The sequence below is a fragment of the Pelomonas candidula genome (assembly GCF_043555985.1).
In the GTDB taxonomy this organism is placed as follows: Bacteria; Pseudomonadota; Gammaproteobacteria; order Burkholderiales; family Burkholderiaceae_C; genus Pelomonas; species Pelomonas candidula.
Genome location: NZ_JBIGIC010000002.1, coordinates 485,636 through 508,345, shown reverse-complemented (window position 1 = coordinate 508,345; position 22,710 = coordinate 485,636). Strand labels below are relative to the sequence as shown.

General features: G+C 69.1%; 16 protein-coding genes. 13 read left to right on the top strand and 3 right to left on the bottom strand.

Annotated features, from left to right (window positions below):
* From ACG04R_RS05855 to ACG04R_RS05845, 3 genes are all read left to right on the top strand, one after another.
* Complete coding sequence (locus tag ACG04R_RS05855) at window positions 1–660, top strand: 2-hydroxychromene-2-carboxylate isomerase (protein ID WP_394407158.1); 660 nt, start codon at window positions 1–3, stop codon at window positions 658–660.
* 435 nt (window positions 661–1,095) lie between these two features.
* Window positions 1,096–2,775: an MFS transporter gene (locus tag ACG04R_RS05850; protein ID WP_394407157.1), complete on the top strand. Its 1,680-nt coding sequence runs from the start codon at window positions 1,096–1,098 to the stop codon at window positions 2,773–2,775.
* 129 nt (window positions 2,776–2,904) lie between these two features.
* A complete protein-coding gene (locus tag ACG04R_RS05845; protein WP_394407156.1) occupies window positions 2,905–3,963 on the top strand; it encodes a LacI family DNA-binding transcriptional regulator in 1,059 nt (352 codons plus the stop codon).
* Between the two features lie 21 nt (window positions 3,964–3,984).
* On the opposite strand, the gene ACG04R_RS05840 is transcribed toward ACG04R_RS05845, so the two are convergent.
* The 3 genes from ACG04R_RS05840 to ACG04R_RS05830 form a co-directional block, all read right to left on the bottom strand.
* Window positions 3,985–5,445: a glycoside hydrolase family 32 protein gene (locus tag ACG04R_RS05840; RefSeq protein ID WP_394407155.1), complete on the bottom strand. Its 1,461-nt coding sequence runs from the start codon at window positions 5,443–5,445 to the stop codon at window positions 3,985–3,987.
* A 59-nt stretch (window positions 5,446–5,504) separates the two neighbouring features.
* Window positions 5,505–7,040 carry a tryptophan halogenase family protein gene (locus ACG04R_RS05835; RefSeq protein ID WP_394407154.1) on the bottom strand — a complete coding sequence of 512 codons (1,536 nt, stop codon included), beginning with the start codon at window positions 7,038–7,040 and terminating at the stop codon, window positions 5,505–5,507.
* 163 nt (window positions 7,041–7,203) lie between these two features.
* Window positions 7,204–9,744, bottom strand: coding sequence for a TonB-dependent receptor domain-containing protein (locus tag ACG04R_RS05830; RefSeq protein WP_394407153.1), 2,541 nt, complete (start codon window positions 9,742–9,744; stop codon window positions 7,204–7,206).
* Between the two features lie 467 nt (window positions 9,745–10,211).
* Here ACG04R_RS05830 and ACG04R_RS05825 point away from each other — a divergent pair, with 467 nt between their 5' ends.
* From ACG04R_RS05825 to gtfA, 10 genes are all read left to right on the top strand, one after another.
* Complete coding sequence (locus ACG04R_RS05825) at window positions 10,212–11,123, top strand: carbohydrate ABC transporter permease (protein ID WP_394407152.1); 912 nt, start codon at window positions 10,212–10,214, stop codon at window positions 11,121–11,123.
* A complete protein-coding gene (locus tag ACG04R_RS05820; RefSeq protein WP_394407151.1) occupies window positions 11,120–12,010 on the top strand; it encodes a carbohydrate ABC transporter permease in 891 nt (296 codons plus the stop codon). Before ACG04R_RS05825 ends, ACG04R_RS05820 begins: the two co-directional genes overlap by 4 nt.
* Window positions 12,010–13,308, top strand: coding sequence for an ABC transporter substrate-binding protein (locus ACG04R_RS05815; RefSeq protein WP_394407150.1), 1,299 nt, complete (start codon window positions 12,010–12,012; stop codon window positions 13,306–13,308). Before ACG04R_RS05820 ends, ACG04R_RS05815 begins: the two co-directional genes overlap by 1 nt.
* Before the next feature lie 18 nt (window positions 13,309–13,326).
* On the top strand, window positions 13,327–14,463 hold the full coding sequence (locus ACG04R_RS05810; RefSeq protein WP_394407149.1) for an ABC transporter ATP-binding protein: 1,137 nt from the start codon (window positions 13,327–13,329) through the stop codon (window positions 14,461–14,463).
* Window positions 14,460–16,625: an alpha-galactosidase gene (locus ACG04R_RS05805; RefSeq protein ID WP_394407148.1), complete on the top strand. Its 2,166-nt coding sequence runs from the start codon at window positions 14,460–14,462 to the stop codon at window positions 16,623–16,625. The genes ACG04R_RS05810 and ACG04R_RS05805 overlap by 4 nt, the downstream gene beginning before the upstream one ends.
* Window positions 16,622–17,656 (top strand): UDP-glucose--hexose-1-phosphate uridylyltransferase, encoded by a 1,035-nt coding sequence (locus ACG04R_RS05800; protein ID WP_394407146.1) that lies wholly within the window; start codon window positions 16,622–16,624, stop codon window positions 17,654–17,656. Before ACG04R_RS05805 ends, ACG04R_RS05800 begins: the two co-directional genes overlap by 4 nt.
* Entirely contained in the window at window positions 17,653–18,801 is a 1,149-nt protein-coding gene (galK, locus tag ACG04R_RS05795) for a galactokinase (protein ID WP_394407144.1), read from the top strand. The genes ACG04R_RS05800 and galK overlap by 4 nt, the downstream gene beginning before the upstream one ends.
* 131 nt (window positions 18,802–18,932) lie before the next feature.
* Window positions 18,933–19,856, top strand: coding sequence for a PfkB family carbohydrate kinase (locus tag ACG04R_RS05790; RefSeq protein WP_394407142.1), 924 nt, complete (start codon window positions 18,933–18,935; stop codon window positions 19,854–19,856).
* Window positions 19,853–21,169 (top strand): MFS transporter, encoded by a 1,317-nt coding sequence (locus tag ACG04R_RS05785; RefSeq protein WP_394407141.1) that lies wholly within the window; start codon window positions 19,853–19,855, stop codon window positions 21,167–21,169. Before ACG04R_RS05790 ends, ACG04R_RS05785 begins: the two co-directional genes overlap by 4 nt.
* Window positions 21,166–22,659, top strand: coding sequence for a sucrose phosphorylase (gene gtfA, locus ACG04R_RS05780; RefSeq protein WP_394407139.1), 1,494 nt, complete (start codon window positions 21,166–21,168; stop codon window positions 22,657–22,659). Before ACG04R_RS05785 ends, gtfA begins: the two co-directional genes overlap by 4 nt.
* Window positions 22,660–22,710 lie beyond the last annotated feature (51 nt).

Below are 22,710 nucleotides of genomic sequence, written 5' to 3'. Positions count from 1 at the left end.
ATGAAGCGGCTGACCTTCTATTTCGACCCCATCTCGCCCTACGCGGCCCTGGGCTTCGAGGCCTTGCCCGAGGCCCTGGCGGGCCTGAGCGTGGAGGTCGTCTACCGGCCCATCCTGTTTGCGGCGCTGCTGCAGGCGCTGGGCCAGAAGGGGCCGGCCGAGATCGACACCAAGCGGCGCTGGACCTTCCGCCACGTGGCCTGGCTGGCGCACCGCCAGGGCGTCGTGCTGGACCCGCCGGCCCAGCATCCCTTCAACCCGCTGCCGCTGCTGCGCCTGGCCTGGGCCTGCGCGGCGCCCGAGGGCCAGCCGGGCGACACGCCGGGGCGTTGGGTCGTCGAGCAACTGTTCCACCACGTCTGGCGCGGCGCCGGTGCCGATGCCAACGACTCAGCCCGACTGGCCGAGCTGACGGCGCGCCTCGCGCCGGAGCAGGACCCGGCCAGCGAGACCGTCAAGCAGCGGCTGCGCACCGAGACCGAGGCCGCGCTGGCCCTGGGCGTGTTCGGCGTGCCGACCGTCGAGTTCGAGGGGCGGCTGTTCTGGGGCCAGGACGCGCTGCCGATGCTGCGCGCGGCGCTGGACGACGACCCGTGGTTCCGCAGCGGCATCTGGGAAGAGGCCGGGCGCCAGCGCCCGGGCGTCACCCGCAAACATTGAAGCCCGTCGCCCAGCCGCGCTGCGCTGCGCTGCATGCGAGTGCGGCTGGTCCGGGACTACGCCGCGGCTTGCGCCGCAGCGCTTCGGCAGGCACATCGAGCTCACTGGGCTCAATGTGTCCGGCCTCAGCTCCCGAGGGGATGGCGATGCTTGCGGCATCGAACCGCAAGCACATCGCCCGACGGGCCGGCTTGGGGTGGCCCGTCGCTCGGCCCGATTGAAACGACACGCCTCATCTCGGGCTGAAACACCGTCTCGGGATTTACCCGCGAGCTGCGTCTGCTCTCGCATTGAGAAATGCGAACCCCGGGTTGTTGCGGGGTTTGTCAGCCTCGATTCAGACTCGCGTCAGAACGGGGTCAGAGGCCGTGGCAATAGTCACGCCGCAAGGGCACCCCGCCGTGGGGCGGTCCGACTACAGACGGAGACTTTTCAATGGCAACTGCAGCAGCTTCCGCCGCGGCGCCGATGACTCAAGAGGAAAAGAAGGTCATCTTCGCTTCCTCGCTGGGCACGGTGTTCGAGTGGTACGACTTCTACCTTTACGGCTCGCTGGCACCCATCATCGCCAAGCAGTTCTTCGCGGGCCTGGACCCGCAAGCCGCCTTCATCGCCTCGCTGATGGCCTTTGCCGCCGGCTTCATCGTGCGCCCCTTCGGCGCGCTGGTGTTCGGCCGCCTGGGCGACATGATCGGCCGCAAGTACACCTTCCTGGTCACCATCCTGATCATGGGCCTGTCGACGTTCATCGTCGGCGTGCTGCCGTCCTACGCCACGATCGGCGCGGCGGCGCCGGTCATCCTGATCGGCCTGCGCCTGCTGCAAGGCCTGGCCCTCGGCGGTGAGTACGGCGGCGCGGCCACCTACGTGGCCGAGCATGCGCCGCAGGGCAAGCGCGGCGCCTACACGTCGTGGATTCAGACCACGGCGACGCTGGGCCTGTTCCTGTCGCTGATGGTCATCCTCGGCGTGCGGACCACGTTCGGCGAGAAAGACTTCGCCGAGTGGGGCTGGCGCGTGCCGTTCATCGTCTCCATCCTGCTGCTGGGCATCTCGGTGTGGATTCGTCTGTCGATGAACGAGTCGCCTGCCTTCCAGAAGATGAAGGCCGAGGGCAAGACGTCCAAGGCACCGCTGTCCGAGTCCTTCGGCCAGTGGAAGAACCTGAAGATCGTGCTGCTGGCGCTGTTTGGCCTCGTGGCCGGCCAGGGCGTGGTCTGGTACTCGGGCCAGTTCTACGCGCTGTTCTTCCTGACGTCGGTGCTGAAGGTCGACAACTCCAGCGCCAACATCTGGATTGCCATCTCGCTGATGCTGGGCACGCCGTTCTTCGTCATCTTCGGTTCGCTGTCGGACAAGATCGGCCGCAAGCCCATCATCCTGGCCGGCCTGCTGCTGGCAGCGGTGACCTACTTCCCGCTGTTCAAGGCCCTGACCGAGGCGGCCAACCCCGACCTCGCCAAGGCCCAGGCGACCGCCAAGGTGACGCTGACCACCAACATGGCCAGCTGCTCCTTCCAGGGCAGCCCGCTGGCACGTGAGGTGGACTTCACCAGCGCCTGCGACATCGCCAAGCGTGCGCTGGCCGTGTCCTCGGCCAGCTCCGAGACCGTCGAGGCCGCCGCCGGCGCGCCGACCGTCGTGCGCATCGGCGACAAGGAGATCCCCGTCCCGACCGCCACCAAGCTGACCGAGCACAAGTTCGACGAAGCCAGCACCAAGGCCATCGCCACCTTCAAGAAGGACCTGGCCGACGCGATGAAGGCCGCCGGCTACCCGACCAAGGCCGACCCGGCCAAGGTCAACGTGCCGATGGTCATCGCCATCCTGTTCGTGCTGGTCATCTACGTGACCATGGTCTACGGCCCGATCGCCGCGATGCTGGTGGAGATGTTCCCGACCCGCATCCGCTACACGTCGATGAGCCTGCCGTACCACATCGGCAACGGCTGGTTCGGTGGTCTGCTGCCGTCCATCACGTTCGCGATGGTGGCGCAGAACGGCAACATCTATCACGGCCTGTGGTACCCCATCGTCATCGCCGCGGTGACGTTCGTGATCGGCCTGCTGTTCGTCCGCGAAACCAAGGACGTGGACATCTACGCCAAGGACTGAAAGCCCTCCCGGGCCGGCCAGGAGGCCGGCCCGGCGTGGTCAAGATCAGGGCCGGCACTGCCGGCCCTTTTTCTTTGAGGTGATCCCTCCACTTGTCGATCGCATCCTGCCCTGCGACGATGCCCCGCAATGACCAAGTCCAAAGATCAACCCGAGCCCGGCGGCGTCGAGCAGCGCCGCCTGCAGATGGTCGACATCGCGCGGCTGGCCGGCGTCTCCGTGTCCACCGTCTCGCGCGCGCTGAACGGCAGCGAGCTCGTCAACGCCGAGACCCGCCAGCGCGTGGCCGAACTGGCCCGTTCGCTGAACTACTCGATCAACTTCGGTGCGCGCAACCTGCGGCTGCAGGAGAACCGCACGATCGCCGTCGTCGTGCCCTACGACGCGGCGTCGCGCCAGCACATCTCCGATCCGTTCTTCCTGTCCATCGTCGGGTCCATCGCCGACGCGCTGACCGACCGCGGCTACGACATGCTGCTGTCGCGCGTCGATGCCGAGCACCTCGATCTCGCGTCGCACTGGTTCGACTCCGGCAAGGCCATCGGCGTCGTCCTCATCGGCCAGTGGCGCCACCACGATCAGCTCAACGAGATGGCGGCGCGAAAGCTGCCGCTGGTGGTCTGGGGCGGCGAGATGCCGCAGCAGCTCTACTGCAGCGTTGGTGGTGACAACGTGCTGGGCGGCACGCTCGCCACGCGCCACCTGCTGCAGATGGGGCGGCGGCGCATCGCCTTCGTTGGCGACAGCCAGCTCCCCGAGGTGTGGCTGCGCCGCCAGGGCTATGCGCAGGCACTGCGCGAGGCGGGGCTGGACGTGGACCCGGCGCTCGAGCTGCCGGTGCCGTTCGAGCCTGGTGTGGCGACCGGCGTGCTGCGCGACTTCTGCAGGGCGCAGCAGGGCTTCGACGCCGTCGTCTGCTGCAGCGACGTGCTGGCGCTGCTGACCATCCAGGCGCTGCGCGCGGTGGGCCGCAGCGTGCCGGGCGACGTCGCCGTCATCGGCTACGACGACATGCCGCTGGCCGCCTACTGCGACCCGCCGCTGACGACCGTGCACCAGCCGGTGGCCGAGGCCGGCGCCCAGCTGGTGGAGGCGCTGCTGGGTCAGCTGCGCGGCGAGCGTGCCGGGTCTCGCACGATGCCGGTCTACCTGAAGCTGCGTGACAGCGCACCGGCCGGCGGCGCCTGAGCCACAAGCCTCGGCGAGGTATCAGGAGCCGCGCCCCGCGCCCAGCGGATGAACGGCCAGGGCGCCCAGCTTCAGGCCGTCCGTGGAGGACAGCGTCATCGAGGCGAAGGGCTCCCGGGGGAAAAACAAGCAGGTCATCGCGGTCAGTCCGTCGTCGGCGAAGAGTTCGACCGATGTGGCGTCGACATAGAGCTGCAGGTCGGACTGGGGCGCCGTGGCCAGGCGGGGGGCTGAATGGCAGCCGGCGAATTGCGGGTGGAAATCGACCCGGCCTGCCCGGCGTCGATCGATGAACCAGGCCGTGCGGTCACGGTCATAGCCGATCAGGAGTTCGTCACCGCCCGGGCTCCCGAGGCTCAGCGAGAAGCTGCGCAACGCGTCGATCTCCAGGCGCAGCACGAAGACGCCGACGGCCGCCCGCAGGCCGGCGTCGAGATCCAGAGGCAAGGGCAGCGAGACCTCGCGCAGCGCCAGCGTCGCCGGGCCCTGCAGGGAAAGCAGCTCGCGCGCCGGCACGGACGCCACGCGGGGGCCGTCTTCACTCATCCGCAACTGCAGCTCGCGTGGCATGGTCATTGCGCTGCGCCAGGGGGATGTCGGTACCGACGCGGCGTAGAGCCAGTTGCTCATCCAGCCGATGAACAGGGCCCGCTCATCCACGCCCGACCAGGTGACGCCGGCGTAGTTGTCGGGGCCGAAGTCGAGCCAGCGGATCTGCGTGTCCAGGGGCGTGAAGCGATGGCCATCGAAGTCGCCGATGAAGTACAGCGTCGAGGAGCCGCCGTTGGGGCCGCCGAGGGTCACGCTCACCAGCAATACCCACCAGGTCGCCCCCGCAGCGTCATGCAGCGGGAACAGGTCGCCACACTCCCAGACGCCGTCGCTGCCGAGGTCGTGCGTGAACTGGCTCTCCAGTGCCCAGGATTTCAGGTCGGGCGAACTGTAGAAGCGCATGCAGTCGCCGCAAGCCACGACGGCCAGCCAACGCTGCCGCGCTGCCAGCCAGCAGAGCTTGGGGTCGCGGAAGTCCTTCAGCCCCGGGTTGGGAAGCACCGGGTTGCCCTCGAACTTGACCCAGGTGCGACCGTCGTCGAGGCTCACGGCGAGGCTTTGCTGCTCCAGCGAGGCGACGCCGGCCTGTGCATCGGCCGGGCGGTGGTGGGTGAACATGGCCACCAGCGGCGCAACGCCTTCAGCGCCCAGGCCCGAGCGGTTGTCGTGGTCGACCACCGCGCTGCCCGAGAAGATCATGCCCAGCGCGTCGGGGGCGAGCGCGACCGGGTGTTCCTGCCAGTGCAGCAGATCGGTGCTGGTGGCGTGGCCCCAGTGCATGGGCCCCCAGGTCGGGCCGTCTGGGTGGTATTGGTAGAAGAGGTGATACCTGCCTTGGTGGAAGACCAGCCCGTTCGGGTCGTTCATCCAGTTCGCCGCAGGCGTGTAGTGAAAGGCGGGGCGATATTGAGGGGTGAGGTCGCAGGCCATGGGGATGCGTTGGAACGTGGGAAATCCGGCGCGCAGCGGTCGTGCCGCCGCGCCGCGCTTCACGGCGCCGGGGCCCTGCAGTGCCGTTCGATGAAGTCCTGGTGTGAAGGCATAGCGGCAGCGGTCTGTTGCATCGCCAGTCGCTGGCGCTCGAGCATGGCCGCGCCGTCCACGCCGCGCAGGTCCACCAGCGGATCGTGGCGTTCGGGCCAGTTGAACTGGCCGATGTGCACGGCCAGCCAGCTCGCGTTGCCGAACAGGTCGTTGCCCTCGGAGACGAGGCGCCCCGAGCGCCGGAAGTGATCGATCTTCCACTGCAGCGTGTCCGGGATGGGCATGGCTGCGCAGTAGCGCCAGAGCTCGCTGTCCTGCCGCTCGGTGAGCTTGTAGTGCAGGATCAGGAAGTCGCGGATGCGCTCCCATTCCTGGATGCCGATGCGGTTGTACTCGGCGATGGTCGGCGGGTCGAAGTCGCGGTCGGGGAAGAGGGCCAGCAGCCGCGAGATGCCCGACTGCACGAGGTGCAGGCTGGTGGACTCCAGCGGTTCCATGAAGCCGCTGGCGAGGCCCAGCGCGACGACGTTGCGATGCCAGAACTGCCGGCGCCGCCCGGTCGTGAAGCGCAGTGCACGCGGTGTGGCCTGGGCCGGTGCATCGAGGTGGGCCAGCAGCGTGGCGGCAGCCTCGTCGTCGGAGATGAAGCGGCTGCAGTAGACATGACCGTTGCCGGTGCGGTGCTGCAGCGGGATGCGCCACTGCCAGCCGGCCGCGTGGGCGGTGGAGCGGGTGTAGGGCGTGAAGTCGGCGCCGCGCGCGCTGGGTACGGCCATCGCGCGGTCGCAGGGCAGCCAGTGGCTCCAGTTCTCGTAGCCGGTCTGCAGCGCTTCCTCGATCAGCAGGCCGCGAAAGCCCGAGCAGTCGATGAAGAAGTCTCCGCCGATCTCGCGGCCGTCGGCCAGCTTCACGCGGTCAACATGGCCGTCGTCGGGCCGCAGCAGCACGCCGTCGATGCGCCCCTCGATGCGCTGCACGCCTCGCGCCTCGGCAACCTCGCGCAGGAAGCGGGCATAGAGGCCGGCGTCGAAGTGGTAGGCGTAGTCGTAGGTCGAGCGCACATCGCGCGGGTCGGCGAGCGGCGGTGCGAAGCGGTTCAAGCGTGCCGCGGCCCAGGCCATGGAATGGTCGTCGAGATCGGTGCTGCCACCCTCGTGGCGGCTCTTCAGCCAGTGCTGGTGCAGCGGCGCGTAGTCGAAGGCGACGCCGTGCGGGCCGAAGGGGTGGAAGTAGCGCTGGCCCTGGCGGCCCCAGTTCACGAACTGGATGCCGAGCTTGAAGCTGCCCTGGGTGCGGCGCAGGAACTCGGCCTCGTCCAGGCCCAGCGTCTGGTTGAAGGTGCGGATGGGCGGGATGGTGGCCTCGCCGACGCCGACGGTGCCGATCTCGTTGGACTCGATCAGCGTGATCGTGCAACGGCGTGAGGCGAGGGCGGTGGCCAGCGAGGCCGCGGCCATCCAGCCGGCAGAGCCGCCGCCGACGATGACGATGCTGCGCAGGGCGCGGGAGGGCGTATGGGCTGTCACGGTGGGGCGGCGCAAGGCGCGCCGTTTGCGTTTCGTGGTGGGGCAGCGTAGTCGCAAGCCGGCGGCTGCCGAAACGGCAACGACCCGGGCGTGCACCGAGAAGGTGGACGGCCGGGTCGTCGGGTCATTCAGCTTGCGCGAGCCTCGGGGGCACGAGGGCACCCCGAGGACTCTAGGCTCAGAAGCCGTAGCGCAGCGACACCCCCATCGTGCGACCCGGCTCCATGCCTGCACCCACCAGCGTGGTGGAGCCGGCAATCATGCCGGCGGTGCCGGCCGGGGCGACCTTGTCGAACAGGTTGCCGACGTTGAAGGCGCCCGTCAGGCCGTTGCCGAAATCGTAGTTGGCGAAGGCGTTGACGATGTAGTGGCCCTTGACCTGCGAGCTGTTGGCATCGTCGTTGTAGACGGAGGTTTGACCCCGCACCGTGGCGCCGATGGCGAACGATCCGACCGTGTAGCGCGGCGAGATCGTGAAGCGCACCTTGGGAGCACCGTTGGGCGTCTTGCCGATGACACCGGGGCTGCCCAGGTTCTGCGTGATCTGCTCCTTCGAATAGACCAGGTTGAACGCCAGGCTGAAGTTGCCGACGCCGCCCGACGTCTCCAGCTCCAGGCCGTCGGCCTTGTAGCCGAGCACGTTCAGCTTGGGGCCCTGGTAGTTGGGCAGCGCGGGGTTGTCCTGGCGCGTCTGGTCGTAGTCGAACTCCTGCGTGGTGGAGTGGAAGAGGGTGGCCGACACGCCGTAGTAGCCGAACTCGGTGTTGCCCCTGTGCTTGAGGCCGATCTCGTTCTGCTTCACGGGGGCCAGGGCCGCCGTCTTGCCGCCCGAGGTGAGCTGGCCCGTGGTGGGGTCGATGTTGGCCGAGTACAGCAGGCGGTCGGCGATGGCGCGGTTGCCCTTGCTGGTGCGCACGAAGACGCTGGCATCCTTGTTCAGACGGTAGTTCACCCCAAACGAGTAGTTGGTGTAGCTGATGCCGTAGTTGGACAGGCCCGGGTTGGCGATGTCGGAGACGTAGACGTTCTTCTCGGCGCCGGTGATGGCGCCGTCGCCGTTCAGGTCGACGCCGCCGACCACCTGCTTGGAGCCGGCGTAGCGGGCGTTGGACTTGAAGGTCTCGCGGCGCACGCCGCCGTCGAAGTCGAAGTCGCCCGCGGCGGCGTTCAGTGACAGGTAGGTCGCGTCGGTGGTGAACTGCGCGTTGATGTCGCGTGCGCAGCAGGCGCCCCACTGGTTGTTGTAGCCCGTCAGGCCGGCGGTGGTGAGCGCGGCACCGGAAGCGTCATAGACGTCGATCACGCGGCCGTTGGGCGCGGCTTCGACGACGCGCTCGTTGATGGCCCAGGTCTGCACGACGTTCTGGCGCGAGTGGAACCAGCCCGCCTTGGCGTCCAGCGTGACCGCATCGACCTTGAACGTCTTGTTCACGCTCAGGTCATTGAACAGCGTGCCCATGTCGGGCGACTGCACGTTGATGGCCGCGCCCTGCGACACCAGGCCGGCGCCCAGGTTGGCGCTCGTCACGGCCGTGCCGGCACCCGGGCCGTTGTAGTACTTGGCCGTGCTGCCGGCGCCGAAGCCGGACAGCAGGTTGGGCAGCGTCATCAGGTTCCAGAACTGGGCCTGGAAGGCGCCCGAGTTGGTGGACTTGCGGAACTTGTCGTCGATGGTGATGCCGTTGTCCAGTTCGTTGTGGAACTCGAAGCCGAGCGACTTCATGTTGGACGTGATGCCGTTGACCAGGCTGCTTTGCGACAGCGTTCGGGTGGACGGGTTGTAGCTCGGCATGGAGCTGTTGTAGATGGAGTACTGCGAGTCGCGCGTGCCGTCGTAGCCCGGTGCCTTGGAGAAGCCGCCGATGGTGTTGCCGCTCAGCGTGCCGTTGACGAAGGTCTGCGGCGTGGTGGGGGCGTGCTCGTCGAGCAGCTTGAAGTTCACGCGCACGAAGCCCTTGCCGCCGTTCCATTCCTTGGTCAGGTTGCCCTTGAGCTGGTAGCCGTTGAGGGCGTTGGACGTGGTCTTGCGGATGCCTTCGCCCTCGCGGTAGTAGCCGCCGACGTGGAAGTACAGGTCCGGTGCCAGCTTGCCGCCATAGTCGGCGTCGAAGCGGGTCTCGTTGTAGTTCACGCCGCGGGTGATGCCCACGTTGCCGCCTTGTTCCTTGCCGGTCTTGCTGATGTAGTTGATGACGGCGCCAGGGGCGTGGGAGGCGAACACGGAAGAGGAGCCGCCGCGCAGCGTCTGGATGCTGTCGACGTTGTTGTCGAAGCGGGTCCAGTAGTCATTGTTGCCGAAGTTCATGTCACCGAATTGCACGGTGGGCAGGCCGTCTTCCTGCAGCTGCACGTACTTGGAGCCACCGGAGGAGATGGGCAGGCCACGCACGGTGATGTTGGCGTTGCCGCCGGGGCCGGCGGTGGCGTCGGTGCGGATGCCGGGGATCAGCAGCAGCACTTCGGCTTCGGTGTGCGCGCCGTAGTCCCGGATGACTTCCTGATCCACGTCGGTCACGGAGACCGAACTGCGCAGCTTGGACTTGGCGCCCGACGAAGCGGTGGTCACCACCCGTTCCAGGCCCACGACGTCGGCGGACTTTGGGGCGTCGGTGGCGGGCGCGGTCTGCGCCTGCGTGGGCAGCGCGAGCGCGGCCAGGGACATGGCCAGCAGCTGGGCCAGCGGGGTCAGGGCGGGGTGTCGAGCGGTGGGTGACTTCACGTTGTCTCCTTCGTTGGAATGGTTTGCGGGGCGGCGCTGGTCCGCGCACCCTCTTCGATGAACGTGTGACGAAGCATAGAGGTCTGCCTTTTGAAAAGCAATCGATTGCAATGCTAGGGGAAACCATCGTTGTTGGTGCGCGCCGACGCTTTCGGAGCCCGCCAGTCTGGTGCGCGGCGCGTGGCGGTGGTGGGCTTTTCGGTCGGGCATCGGCGCCAGTCCTCCTGTGCGTCATCGCAGTTTTTGCCAATGTAGAAAGAGCATTTATCAAGGAGGAGGCGGACAGGCCAGCCGCCGACCGATGGGGATGGGCCGTCCTGGTCGGCGCCCGAGCCTGGTTCGAAGGCTGTAGGCAAGCTGTCGTCTCCTGGTGCGTGTCAGCGTTGTTTCAGTGAGTCGGGATATCCCTGGTACAAACGATTGCAATAGCGCCCAGAATGCACATGCCCTCTGAGACTGCGCTGCCCGTGAACCGCCTTCTCACCCACCTTGTCGCCGCGTTCGGCCCGGCTCGTCGTGCCGAGACGCTGACGGCCTGCGTGCTGGTGGGGCCGGCCTTCATCGGCTTCTTGCTGTTCCACGCCTGGCCGACCTGGCGCGCCATCACCATCAGTCTCACCGACTGGAACCTGCTGCGCGAGCCGCGCTTCGTGGGGCTGGCCAACTACGCCGAACTGTTGCAGGACGGCGGCTTCTGGCAGGGCATGAAGCTCAGTGCGGGCTATGTGCTGCTGAACATCCCGCTGCAGATTGGCTTCGGCCTGTTCCTGGCCGTGGCCATGGACCGGCTGACCCGCTCGCTGTGGGTCAAGTCCGTCGTGCTGCTGCCCTATCTGCTGTCCAACGTGCTGGTGGCCATGATCTGGCTGTGGATGCTGGACCCGCTGCTGGGCTGGACCAACGAGATGCTGGCCACGCTGGACATCGACCGCCAGCCCTTCTTCGGCGGCGTGGACCAGGCGCTGCTCACCGTGGCCGCCGTCAACATCTGGCGCCACATGGGCCTGGTGGCGCTGCTGTTCCTGGCCGGCCTGCAGAACATCCCGCGCACGCTGTACGAGGCGGCCGGGCTGGAGGGCGCATCGGAGTTGCAGATGTTCAGCCGCATCACGCTGCCGCTGCTGCGGCCGGTCATGGTCTTCGTGCTGGTGACCAGCGTCACCGGCTCCTTCCAGATCTTCGACACCATCGCTGTCACGACCAAGGGTGGCCCGCTGGACTCGACCCAGGTCATCGTCTACTACATCGTCCAGAACGCCTTCAGCTTCTACAGGATGGGCTACGCGTCGGCGATGTCGATGGTGCTGTGCCTCGTGATGCTGGCCTACACGGTGCTGCAGATGCGCATCATGCGCGCCAACGAGAGTGACCTCGCATGAGCGCCGCGGGCCAACGCTGGAGCCTGGGCCGGCTGCTCGCCTGGGCCGCGCTGCTGGGCATGCTGCTCGTCACGCTGCTGCCGCTGTGGTTCGCGTTGAAGACGGCGCTGGTGCCGCCGCAGCAGCTCTACGACCAGTCCGCCACGCTGCTGCCGCGTGACCCCACGCTGCTGAACTTCCGCCGCGTGCTGGGCCTGCTGTCGCCCGAGCAGAGCCTGGCCGTGGGCGGCTCCGGCGCCGAGATCAACTTCCTGCGCGCGCTGGCCAACTCGGTGCTGCTCACGGTCGTCGTCGTCACGCTGCAGGTGGGTTGTGCGGCGATGGCGGCCTACGCCTTCGCGCGGCTGCGCTTCCCGGGGCGCAACCTGCTGTTCGCGCTCTTCGTCGGCACGATGATGGTGCCGGGTGTTGTGACCTTCATTCCCAACTTCATCCTCATCAAGGAGCTGGGCTGGCTGGACACCTACGCCGGCATGGTGGCGCCGTTCTGCCTGATGCAGGGCTTCTCGGTGTTCTTCCTGCGCCAGTTCTTCCTCGCCATCCCGCGCGACATCGAGGAGGCTGCGCTGCTGGAGGGGGCGTCGCACGCCTACATCTTCGCCCGCGTCGTGCTGCCGCTGTCGACTTCGGCGCTGGCCACCATCGCCATGCTGACCGGCATCAACATCTGGAACGAGTTCTTCTGGCCCTACCTCGTCGCCAAGGACGAATCTCATCAGGTGCTGACTGTCGCGCTGCAGACCTTCAAGTCGCAGACACCCCAGGGCCAGCCCGACTGGACGGGCCTGATGGCTGCCACCGTCGTTGCGTTGCTGCCGGTGCTGCTGCTGCTGGTCGTGTTCGGCCGGCGCGTCATCGAGTCGGTGCAGCACAGCGGAGGCAAGTGATGATGAAAAGACTTCTCGCCGCCGCCCTCGCGTTGACCGCCTCGCTGGCCCAGGCCGTCGAGGTGCGCTACATGCTGTGGGACTCCGACCAGCAGCCCGCCTACCGCCAGTGTGCCGGGCGCTTCGAGCAGCAGCACCCCGGCATCACCATCAAGTTCCAGCAGGCCGGCTGGGCCGACTACTGGACGGCCCTGTCCACCGGCTTCATCGCCGGCACCGCGCCCGATGTCTTCGTCAACCACCTGGCCAAGTTCCCCGAGCTGATGAAGAACGGCCAGCTGCTGGACCTGGCCCCGCTGCTCAAGCGTGACCCCGTCGACCCGCAGGCCTTCATGCCCGGCCTGTTCAGCATCTGGGGCCGCAACGGCGGTCAGTACGGCCTGCCCAAGGACTGGGACATGGTGGCCCTGGCCGTCAACCTGGACATGGCCGAGCAGGCCAGCGTCACGCGCGAGGAGCTGGCGTCCATGACCTGGAACCCGGTGGACGGTGGCAGCTTCGAGCGCATCGCGCGCCGCCTGTCGCGCGACCGCGCCGGCCGCTCGGCGGCGGACCCGGCCTTCGACCGCCGCCGCGTGCGCGTCTACGGCTTCCAGACACCCGGCCCCGGTGGTGCGCTGGGCCAGACCGAGTGGAGCCATTTCGCCGCGTCCACCGGCTTCACGCTGCAGGACGCACCGTGGTCGCCGCGCCTGCACTACGACGACCCGCGCCTGGCCAGCACCATCGCCTACATCGCCAGCCTGCCGGCCAAGGGCGTGTCGGCGCCCTTCGAGCTGACGCGCTCGCTGGGTTCGGCCGCGATGTTCATCGCCGGCAAGGCGGCCATGGTGCCCGAGGGCTCGTGGATGATCGCCAACTTCGCGCGCAACGCGCGCTTCCGCCACGCCTGGGTGCCTTTGCCCATCGGCCCCAACGGCCGCCGTGCCAGCATGATGAACGGCCTGGGCGACTCGATCTGGTCCGGCTCCAAGGTCAAGGAGCAGGCCTGGCAGTGGGTGCGCTTCATGGCCACACCCGAATGCCAGCGCCTGGTGGCCGAGGCCGGTGTCACCTATCCGGCGCTGCGCGGCCTGGCCGAGGTGGCGGTGCAGGCGCAGGCCCGGCGCGGCATCGACGCGGCCGCCTTCCTGACCATGAGCCGCGAGCGCAACTTCCCCATGCCCATCGCCGACCATGGCGCCGAGATCTACGACTGGGTCGGCACGGCCATCGAGTCGGTGCTCATCGGCAAGGTCGACGCCGCCACCGCGCTGCGCACGGTCGATGCCCGCGTGCAGCGCCTGCTGCAACCCTGAACGCCCAACGACACCCTCATGGCCGGCATCGAACTCTCCTCCGTCTGCAAGACCTACGTCGGCGGCAACCCCGTCATCAACAACGTCGACCTGACCATCCGCGACGGCGAGTTCTGTGTCTTCGTCGGCCCCAGCGGCTGCGGCAAGTCCACGCTGCTGCGCATGGTGGCGGGGCTGGAGGACATCAGCGCCGGCGAGCTGCGCATCGGCGGCCAGCGCATGAACGACACGCCGCCCGCCAAGCGCGGCGTGGCCATGGTGTTCCAGAGCTACGCGCTGTTCCCGCACCTGAGCGTCTACGACAACCTGGCCTTCGGCCTGAGCCTGGCCGGCGTGGACAAGGCCGTCATCCGGGCCAAGGTCGACGGCGTGGCGCGCAAGCTGCAGCTCGAGGCGCTGCTGGAGCGCAAGCCCAAGGCCCTGTCCGGCGGCCAGCGCCAGCGCGTGGCCATCGGCCGCGCCATCATGCGCGAGCCCGGCGTCTTCCTGTTCGACGAGCCGCTGTCCAACCTCGATGCCGCGCTGCGCGTGCAGACCCGCTTCGAGATCGCCAAGATCCACCGCGACTTCGGCCGGGCCAGCACTGTCTACGTCACGCACGACCAGGTCGAGGCCATGACGCTGGCCGACCGCATCCTGCTGCTGAACGCCGGCGAAGCCGTCGCCCGCGAGGGCAGCGTGGCCCAGTGCGGTTCGCCGCTGGAGCTCTATCACCGCCCGCGCAACCTCTTCGTCGCCGGCTTCATCGGCTCGCCGAAGATGAACTTCCTGCCGGCCACGCTGGTCGAAGGACGCAGCGACAGCGCCCGCGTGCGGCTGGCCTCGGGCGAGCTGCTGGACGCGGCCGTCGATGCCGCCGCGCTGCCGCCGGGCGCGCCCGTCACCGTCGGTGTGCGGCCGGAGCATGCCGAGCCCGGCACGGCCGGCCAGCACATCGTGCGCGAGGTGCGCTGGCAGGAGCGGCTGGGCGAATCCACCTACCTCTACCTCGACGGCGAGCTGACCGTGAAGGCGCCCGGCCAGGCCCACGCCGACGCCGGCCAGCGCATCGCCGTCACGCTGCCGCCCACCCAGCTGCACCTCTTCGACGCTCAGGGGCTGGCGATGCCGCGCTGCATCCCCGACCCCGACCTGCGCCTGCCTGAAGCTGCATGAAGCAGCGTGATGACCCCATGACGACCGACTACCTCTTCCTCCATAGCCGCCATTGCAGCCTCGTGCTGGAGCTGCCGCCCGGCGAGGCGCCGCTGTGGCGCTACTGGGGCCCGCGCCTGCCCGACACGGCGGCCCCCGGTGCCGCACTGCGCGCCACGCGGCCGCTGCCGTCCTTCATGCTCGACGTCGACCAGCCGCTGACGGTCGCGCCGACCTTCGGCGTCGGCTGGTTCGGCCAGAGCGCGCTGCTGGCCCACCGCGGCGGGCGCGACTTCGCCCAGGCCTTCACCGCCTGCGAGGTCGAGTGGGTCGACCCCGGCCACGCCGTCGTGCTGAAGCTGACCGACAGCGTCGCCCAGCTGCGCCTGGACCTGCAGCTGCGGCTGGACGAGGCCAGCGACGTGCTGGTCGCACGCTCGACCCTCACCAACCTGGGCGCCACCGAGCTCGACGTGCAATGGCTGGCCGCCGCCACGCTGCCGCTGCCGGGCGATGCCGCGCAGGTGCGCTTCTACGCCGGCCAGCACATGCACGAGTTTCTGCTGCAGACCGAGGCGCTGACGCGCTCGCTGTGGCGGCGCGAGAGCCGGCGCGGCCGCACGACGCAGGACTGCTTCCCCGGTGCCGTCGTCACGACGCCCGGCGCCACCGCGCATGACGGCCTGGTGTTTGGCGCCCACCTGGCCTGGTCGGGCAACCACGCGCAGACCATCGAGTGGCTGAACGACGGCCAGTACCAATGGCAGTTCGGCGAATGGCTGGCGCCCGGCGAGCTGCGCCTGGCGCCCGGCGCCAGCGTCATCACGCCCGAGCTGGTCGCCAGCTGCTCCACCGCGGGCCTGAACGGCCTGGCCGCCAACTTCCACGCCGAGCTGCGCGCCCGCCTGCCTTGGGCGGGCGGCGCGATGAAGCCGAGGCCCGTGCACCTCAACACCTGGGAGGGCTTCTACTTCGACGTGCAGCCGGAGAAGGTCAAGGAACTCGCCACGGCCGCAGCCGGCCTGGGCGTCGAGCGTTTCGTGCTGGACGACGGCTGGTTCAACGCCCGCCACCACGACCGCGCTGGCCTGGGCGACTGGTGGCCCGACGCGAGCAAGTTCCCTCAGGGCCTGGGCGAGCTGATCGCCCATGTGAACGGGCTGGGCATGGAGTTCGGCTTGTGGGTCGAGCCCGAGATGGTCAACCCCGACAGCGAGCTGTTCCGTGCCCATCCCGACTGGGCGCTGCAGCTGGCAGGCCGGCCGCTCATCACCGCACGCAACCAGCTGGTGCTGGACATCTCGCGGCCCGACGTGTCGGACTACCTGTTCGGCAAGATCGAAGCGTTGCTGGCCGCCCACCCCATCGGCTACCTGAAGTGGGACCACAACCGCGACCTGACCACCGCGGGCCTGGCCGACGGCACGGCCGGCTACCGCGCCCAGGTGCCGGCGGCCTACGCGCTGATGGACCGGTTGCGCGCGGCCCATCCGGGCGTGGAGATCGAGAGCTGCTCGGGCGGAGGAGGGCGCATCGACTTCGGCGTGCTGCGCCACACCCACCGCGTCTGGACCAGCGACTGCATCGACGCGCTGTCGCGCGTGGCCATGCAGCGCGGCTTCCTGCAGTTCTTCCCGCCCGAGATCATGGGTGCCCACATCGGCACCTCGCCGGCTCACACGACCGGCCGCACGCAGAGCATGGCCTTCCGCGCCGCCGTGGCGCTGCCGGGCCACCTCGGCGTGGAGCTGGACGCGCGCCTCTTCGACGAGGCCACGCGCGCCGAGGTGTCGCAGTGGATCACCCTCTACAAGCGCTGGCGTGACCGCCTGCACCACGGCCGCGTGTGGCTGGGCGAGGCCGGCGACGGCCTGGCCTGGCAGGCCCACGGCGACGAGGCGGCGAGCGAGCTGCTGCTGATGGTCTACCGCACCGAGCCGAGCAGCTTCAAGTACAACCCCGCCGCCCGCCTGCCCATGCTGGACGCCGGCGCGCGCTACCGCGTCACGCGCGTGCGCCACACGCCGCCAGCCGGCCACGACGGCTTCGGCCCCGCGGCGCCGTTCTTCGACGCGCTGGAGCAGGGCGTCGAACTCGACGGCGCCTGGCTGGCCCACGCCGGCCTGCCGCTGCCGCGCTCGGTGGCGGAGACCTGTTTCATCGTGCATTTCGAACGGCTATGAACTTTGATCCTGCCGAGCATTCCCACCGCCGCCGGAACCCGCTGACCGGCCAGTGGGTGCTGGTCTCGCCCCACCGCGGCAAGCGGCCCTGGCAGGGCCGGGAGGAGGCCCGCGCTGACGCACAACTGCCCAGCCATGACCCCGGCTGCTACCTCTGCGCCGGCAACACGCGCGTCAACGGCCAGGTCAACCCCGACTACCGCGGTACCTTCGTCTTCACCAACGACCATGCCGCGCTGATGCCCCAGGTGCCCGACGCGCCGGCCGGCGATGCGCTGTTCCAGACCCAGGCGGCCCGCGGTACCAGCCGCGTCATCTGCTTCTCGCCCGACCATGCGCGCACGCTGCCCGAGCTGACGCAGGGCGAGATCGCCGCCGTCGTCGACACCTGGTGCGCGCAGAGCGCCGAGCTGGGCCGCGACCACGCCTGGGTGCAGGTGTTCGAGAACAAGGGCGAGATCATGGGCTGCTCCCAGCCCCACCCGCATGGCCAGATCTGGGCCACCGGCTTCCTGCCCAACGAGGCGGCCACCGAGGACGCCCACCAGCGCGCCTACTTCGCGGTTCAGGGCCGGCCGCTGCTGCTGGACGTGGCGGCGCGTGAGGCCGGCGGCGAGCGCGTCGTCGTGCAGAACGACGACTGGCTGGCCATCGTGCCCTTCTGGGCCACCTGGCCCTTCGAGACGCTGTTGCTGCCCCGTTTTTCCGTGCAGCGCCTGCCGCAGCTGAAGCCTGCCCAGCGCGCCGGCCTGGCCGATGCGCTCAAGCGGCTGACTTCGCGCTACGACAACCTGTTCCGCTGCGCCTTCCCGTATTCCATGGGCTGGCACGGCGCCCCCTTCGACGCACGCGACGCCACACCCTGGCAGCTGCACGCCCACTTCTATCCGCCGCTGCTGCGCTCGGCCACGGTGCGCAAGTTCATGGTGGGCTTCGAGATGCTCGCCGAGGCCCAGCGCGACCTGACGCCCGAGCAGGCCGCGGCGCGGCTGCGCGCGGTCGGCGACGTCCATTACCGGGAGATGGCATGAACCCTCGTGAACGCGCTGACGAAACCTTCCGCGCCGCCTTCGGCGTCGAGCCCATGCTGCGCGTGCACGCGCCGGGGCGGGTGAACCTGATCGGCGAGCACACCGACTACAACGACGGCTTCGTGCTGCCCTGCGCCATCGACTTCGGCACCCGCATCGCTGCCCGGCCGCGCGACGACGACCAGGTGCAGATCGTCGCCGCCGACTACGACGGCGCCATCGACCGCTTCCGCCTCGGCCCGGCCATCCCGCACCGCGAGGACGCAGCCTGGGCCAACTACGCGCGCGGCATGGTGCAGATGCTGGTGGCACGCGGCCTGCCGCTGCGCGGCGCCGACCTGGCCGTGGCCGGCGACGTGCCGCAGGGCGCGGGGCTGTCATCGTCGGCTTCGTTCGAGGTGGCGGTGGGCCAGGCCTTCAAGTCGCTGTACGCGCTGGATCTGGACCCGACGGCGCTGGCCCTGACGGCCCAGCGCGCCGAGAACGAATTCGTCGGCTGCAACTGCGGCATCATGGATCAACTGATCTCGGCTCGCGGCGAGGCTGGCCATGCGCTGCTGATCGATTGCCGCAGCCTGGACGCGCGGCCGGTGCCGCTGCCGCCCGACCTGGCCGTCATGATCGTCCACTCGCATGTGAAGCGCGGCTTGGTCGGCAGCGAATACAACACCCGCCGCCGCCAGTGCGAGGCCGCGGCCCGGCACTACGGTGTGGCGGCGCTGCGCGACATCGACCTGGCGCGGCTGGAGGCCGGCAAGGCCGGGCTGGATGAGGTCGTCTACCGCCGTGCCCGCCACATCGTCACCGAGAACGCCCGCACGCAGGCTGCCGCCACCGCGCTGGCCGGCGGCGACCTGGCGGCTCTGGGTTTGCTGATGGGCGCCTCGCATGCCTCCATGCGCGATGACTTCGAGATCACCGTGCCGGCCGTCGACCGCCTCGTCGAGATCCTGCAGCAGGCGATCGGCCCGCAGGGCGGGGCGCGCATGACCGGCGGGGGCTTCGGCGGTTGCGCCGTGGGCCTGCTGCCGCGGGAGCGCGTGGCTGCGGTCAGGGCGGCGGTCGAGTCCGGCTACCGCGCACCGGGCGGCGAGGCGCCGACCGTCTGGGTCTGCCGCGCCAGCGCCGGTGCTGGCGAGGGTTGATCCGGCAGCCTGCCAGATGCTGGTTTCCCCTGGTTTGCAATCGATTGCAATTGCGACGCCCAAGGATCACAATCCGGCCAGGCGCCAGCTTCTCGAAACCGCAGGCGTGACGACAACGACAGGAGACAACAATGCAATCGGTGCAGCCGGCGGACCGGGCCGTCCTCGTGCTTGGCGAGGCCCTGGTCGACCAGTTCAGTGACGGTGCCGTGCCGGGCGGTGCGCCCTTCAACGTGGCGCGGTCGCTGGCCTGGCTGGGGGTGCCGGTGGGCTTCATCAGCCGCATCGGTGCGGACGACGCGGACGGCCGGCTGCTGCTGGACAGCGCACGTCGCTACGGTCTGGACACGGCCGGCCTGCAGCGCGACGCTCAACACGCCACCGGGCGGGTCAGCGTGCATGAGCAGGCCGACGGCAGCCACCGGTTCGAGATCCATGCCGATGCGGCCTGGGACCACATCGAGCCCGTGGCGGTGCAGCGCGAGGACGGCATTGCCTACTTCGGCACGCTGGCGCAGCGCAGCGCGGCGTCGCGGGCCAGCCTGCGCGCGGCGGTCAAGCACGGGCGCGGCCTGGCGTTTCTCGATCTCAACCTGCGCCCCGGGCCGGACCTGCGGGAACTGGCTGCCGAGTCGCTGATGCTGGCCGACTGGGTCAAGGTCAACGAGGACGAACTGGCCACGCTGCTGGACTGGTTCGCGCCCGAGGGCGTGGCGGCGCTGACGGGCCGCTTCGCGCTGCAGCGCCTGGTGGTGACGCGCGGCGCTGCGGGCTACGCGCTGATCGGGCCCGCCGGCGACACGCTGATGGCGGGGGAGGGCGTGCAGCAGCCGCAGCTGGTGGATACGGTGGGCGCCGGTGACGCTTTCACGGCCATGCTGCTGGCCGGCCTGGCGCTGCGGCGGCCATTGGCCGTCACGCTGGGGCTGGCCAACCGCTATGCCGCGGCCATCTGCGGCCTGCGCGGCCCGCTGCCGGCCGACCCGGCCGCGCTGCAACCCTGGCGTGAAGCCCTGCAGGCCCTGCGCTCCGAACCCGAAGAGGCCCTGGCATGAGCGCGGCATTCATCGACAAGCCGCGCCTGTCGGTCGGCCAGATCGTCAACATGAACGTCGGCTTCCTCGGCATCCAGTTCAGCTTCGGCCTGCAGCAGGCCAGCATGAGCCCCATTTACCAGATGCTCGGCGCCGAGGGCAAGGACCTGCCGTACCTGTGGCTGGCCGGGCCCATCACCGGCCTGCTGGTGCAGCCCGTCATCGGCGCGATGAGCGACCGCACGACCCACCGCATGGGCCGGCGCACACCTTACTTCCTGATCGGCGCGTTGCTGTGCTCGCTGGGCCTGCTGGCCATGCCCTTCAGCCCGACGCTGTGGTTCGCGGCCGGCCTGCTGTGGATTCTGGACGCCGCCAACAACGTGACGATGGAGCCCTACCGCGCCTACGTCAGTGACCGGCTGCGGCCGGAGCAGCATGCCAGCGGCTTCCTGACGCAGGCTTCCTTCACGGGCCTCGCGCAGACGCTGGCCTATCTGACGCCCAGCATCCTCGTGGGGCTGGGCATGAACAAGGACGCACTCGGCGCCAACGGCATCCCGGTCGTCACGACGCTGGCCTTCATCGTCGGCGCGCTGCTGTCGTTCACGACGGTCTACTGGTCCATCCGCCGCGTGCCGGAGCTGCCGCTGCCCGCCGACGAAGTGGCGCGGCTGCGTGCGCTGCCGCGCGGCTTCGGCCCGGCGCTGGCGGAAATCTGGCAGGCGCTGCGCGAGATGCCGCCGACGATGCGGCGGCTGTGGTGGATGGCGCTGTTCCAGTGGTACGGCATGGTCTGCTACTGGATCTACATCGTGCCGACGTTGGCGGCCACCATCTTCGGCACCGACGATGCCAAGAGCGCAGGCTTTCGCGATGCGGTGCTGCTGAACGGCCAGGTGGGCGGCTTCTACAACGTCATCGCCTTCGCCGCGGCCTTTGCCATGGTGCCCTTCACGAAGCGCCTGGGCGCGAAATGGGTGCATGCCTTCGCACTGGCCTGCGCTGCCGCGGGCATGTGGATGCTGCCCGGCATCCACGACAAGGCCTGGCTGTTCCTGCCCATGGTCGGCATCGGCCTGGCCTGGGGTTCCATCATGGGTAATCCGTACGTGCTGCTGGCCGGCAGCATCCCGCCCGAGCGCGCCGGGGTCTACATGGGCATCTTCAACATGTTCATCGTCATCCCGATGCTGATCCAGTCGCTGACGTTGCCGCTGCTCTACGACAGCGTGCTGGGCGGTCGCCCCGAGAACGTCATCCGCCTCGCCGGCGTGCTGCTGGCCCTGGCCGCGCTGTGCGTGCTGCGCGTCCCCACTGAAAAATCGTCATGAAAAACCAAGTCCAGCTCATCACGTATGTCGACCGCCTCGGCGGCCGGCGTGACGGCGCCGATCTCGTGCGCCTCAAGAACCTGCTGAGCCAGCCCGGCTCGCCGCTGGCCGGCGTGTTCGGCGGCGTGCACCTGCTGCCGTTCTTTCACGCCATCGACGGCGCCGATGCCGGCTTCGACCCCATCGACCACACGCAGGTCGACCCGCGCCTGGGGCGTTGGGACGACATCAAGGCGCTGACCGAGGACCTGGACGTGATGGCCGACGTCATCGTCAACCACATGTCCGCTGAGTCGCCGCAGTTCCTCGACTACTCCGAGAAGGGTGAAGCGTCGGCCTACGCAGGCCTGTTCCTGACGCTGGACGCGGTGTTCCCGCAGGGCGCCAGCGAGCGCGGCCTGCTGGCCGTCTACCGCCCGCGCCCCGGCCTGCCGCTGACCTACGCGACGCTGAAGAATGGCGAGCGCCGCATCCTGTGGACCACGTTCACCGCCGCGCAGATCGACATCGCCGTGCACCACCCGCAGGGCCGCGCCTATCTCACGAGCATCCTGCGCACCTTCGCCGACAACGGCATCCGCATGGTCAGGCTGGATGCCGTCGGCTACGCGATCAAGAAGGCCGGCGACAGCTGCTTCATGATGCCGGAGACCTTCGATTTCATCGGCGAGTTCGCCGCCGAGGCGAGGGCGCTGGGCATCGAGGTGCTGGTCGAGATCCACTCGTACTACCAGCGCCAGATCGAGATCGCGGCCAAGGTCGACTGGGTCTACGACTTCGCGCTGCCGCCGCTGGTGCTGCACGCGTTCAACTTCCACACCGCCGCGGCGCTCAAGCGCTGGATTGCCGTGCGCCCCACCAACGCGCTGACGGTGCTCGACACGCACGACGGCATCGGCATCATCGACATCGGCGCCGATGCCAGCGACCGCGCCGGCTCGCCCGGCCTGGTGCCGCCGCAGGAGCTGGACGAGCTCGTCGAACGCATCCACGCGGCCAGCAACGGCGAGAGCCGCCGCGCGACCGGCGCTGCGGCCAGCAACCTGGACCTCTACCAGGTCAACTGCACGTTCTTCGACGCGATGGGCCGGGACGAGACCGCCTACCTGCTGGCCCGCGCCGTGCAGTTCTTCCTGCCGGGCGTGCCGCAGGTCTACTACGTCGGCCTGCTGGCCGGCCACAACGACATGGAACTGCTGGCGCGCAGCCAGGTGGGCCGCGACATCAACCGCCACCACTACAGCGAGGACGAGATCGCCCGCGACTGCGAGCGGCCAGTGGTGCGCCGGCTCATCGAGCTGATCCGCCTGCGCAACAGCCACCCGGCCTTCGGCGGCAGCTTCGCGCTGCTGGACAGCGCTGCCGACACGCTGCATCTGCGCTGGCAGCAGGGTAGCGACTGGGCCGAGCTGCGGGTGGACTTCGCGACCCGCGCCCACGCGCTCACGTTCAGTGCCGGCGGCGGCGAGGGGCGTCTCGCCTTCAGTTGAGCGTCAGCCTCGGGCACCAGAATGCGCCGCAGTTTCAAACCTGTGGAGACC

Bases quoted from the DNA above. Each gene is read 5' to 3' on its own strand.
- ACG04R_RS05855 (WP_394407158.1), top strand. From the start codon at position 1: ATGAAGCGGCTGACCTTCTATTTCGACCCCATCTCGCCCTACGCGGCC.
- ACG04R_RS05850 (WP_394407157.1), top strand. From the start codon at position 1,096: ATGGCAACTGCAGCAGCTTCCGCCGCGGCGCCGATGACTCAAGAGGAA.
- ACG04R_RS05845 (WP_394407156.1), top strand. From the start codon at position 2,905: ATGACCAAGTCCAAAGATCAACCCGAGCCCGGCGGCGTCGAGCAGCGC.
- ACG04R_RS05840 (WP_394407155.1), bottom strand. From the start codon at position 5,445: ATGGCCTGCGACCTCACCCCTCAATATCGCCCCGCCTTTCACTACACG.
- ACG04R_RS05820 (WP_394407151.1), top strand. From the start codon at position 11,120: ATGAGCGCCGCGGGCCAACGCTGGAGCCTGGGCCGGCTGCTCGCCTGG.
- ACG04R_RS05815 (WP_394407150.1), top strand. From the start codon at position 12,010: ATGATGAAAAGACTTCTCGCCGCCGCCCTCGCGTTGACCGCCTCGCTG.
- ACG04R_RS05810 (WP_394407149.1), top strand. From the start codon at position 13,327: ATGGCCGGCATCGAACTCTCCTCCGTCTGCAAGACCTACGTCGGCGGC.
- ACG04R_RS05805 (WP_394407148.1), top strand. From the start codon at position 14,460: ATGAAGCAGCGTGATGACCCCATGACGACCGACTACCTCTTCCTCCAT.
- ACG04R_RS05800 (WP_394407146.1), top strand. From the start codon at position 16,622: ATGAACTTTGATCCTGCCGAGCATTCCCACCGCCGCCGGAACCCGCTG.
- galK (WP_394407144.1), top strand. From the start codon at position 17,653: ATGAACCCTCGTGAACGCGCTGACGAAACCTTCCGCGCCGCCTTCGGC.
- ACG04R_RS05790 (WP_394407142.1), top strand. From the start codon at position 18,933: ATGCAATCGGTGCAGCCGGCGGACCGGGCCGTCCTCGTGCTTGGCGAG.
- ACG04R_RS05785 (WP_394407141.1), top strand. From the start codon at position 19,853: ATGAGCGCGGCATTCATCGACAAGCCGCGCCTGTCGGTCGGCCAGATC.
- gtfA (WP_394407139.1), top strand. From the start codon at position 21,166: ATGAAAAACCAAGTCCAGCTCATCACGTATGTCGACCGCCTCGGCGGC.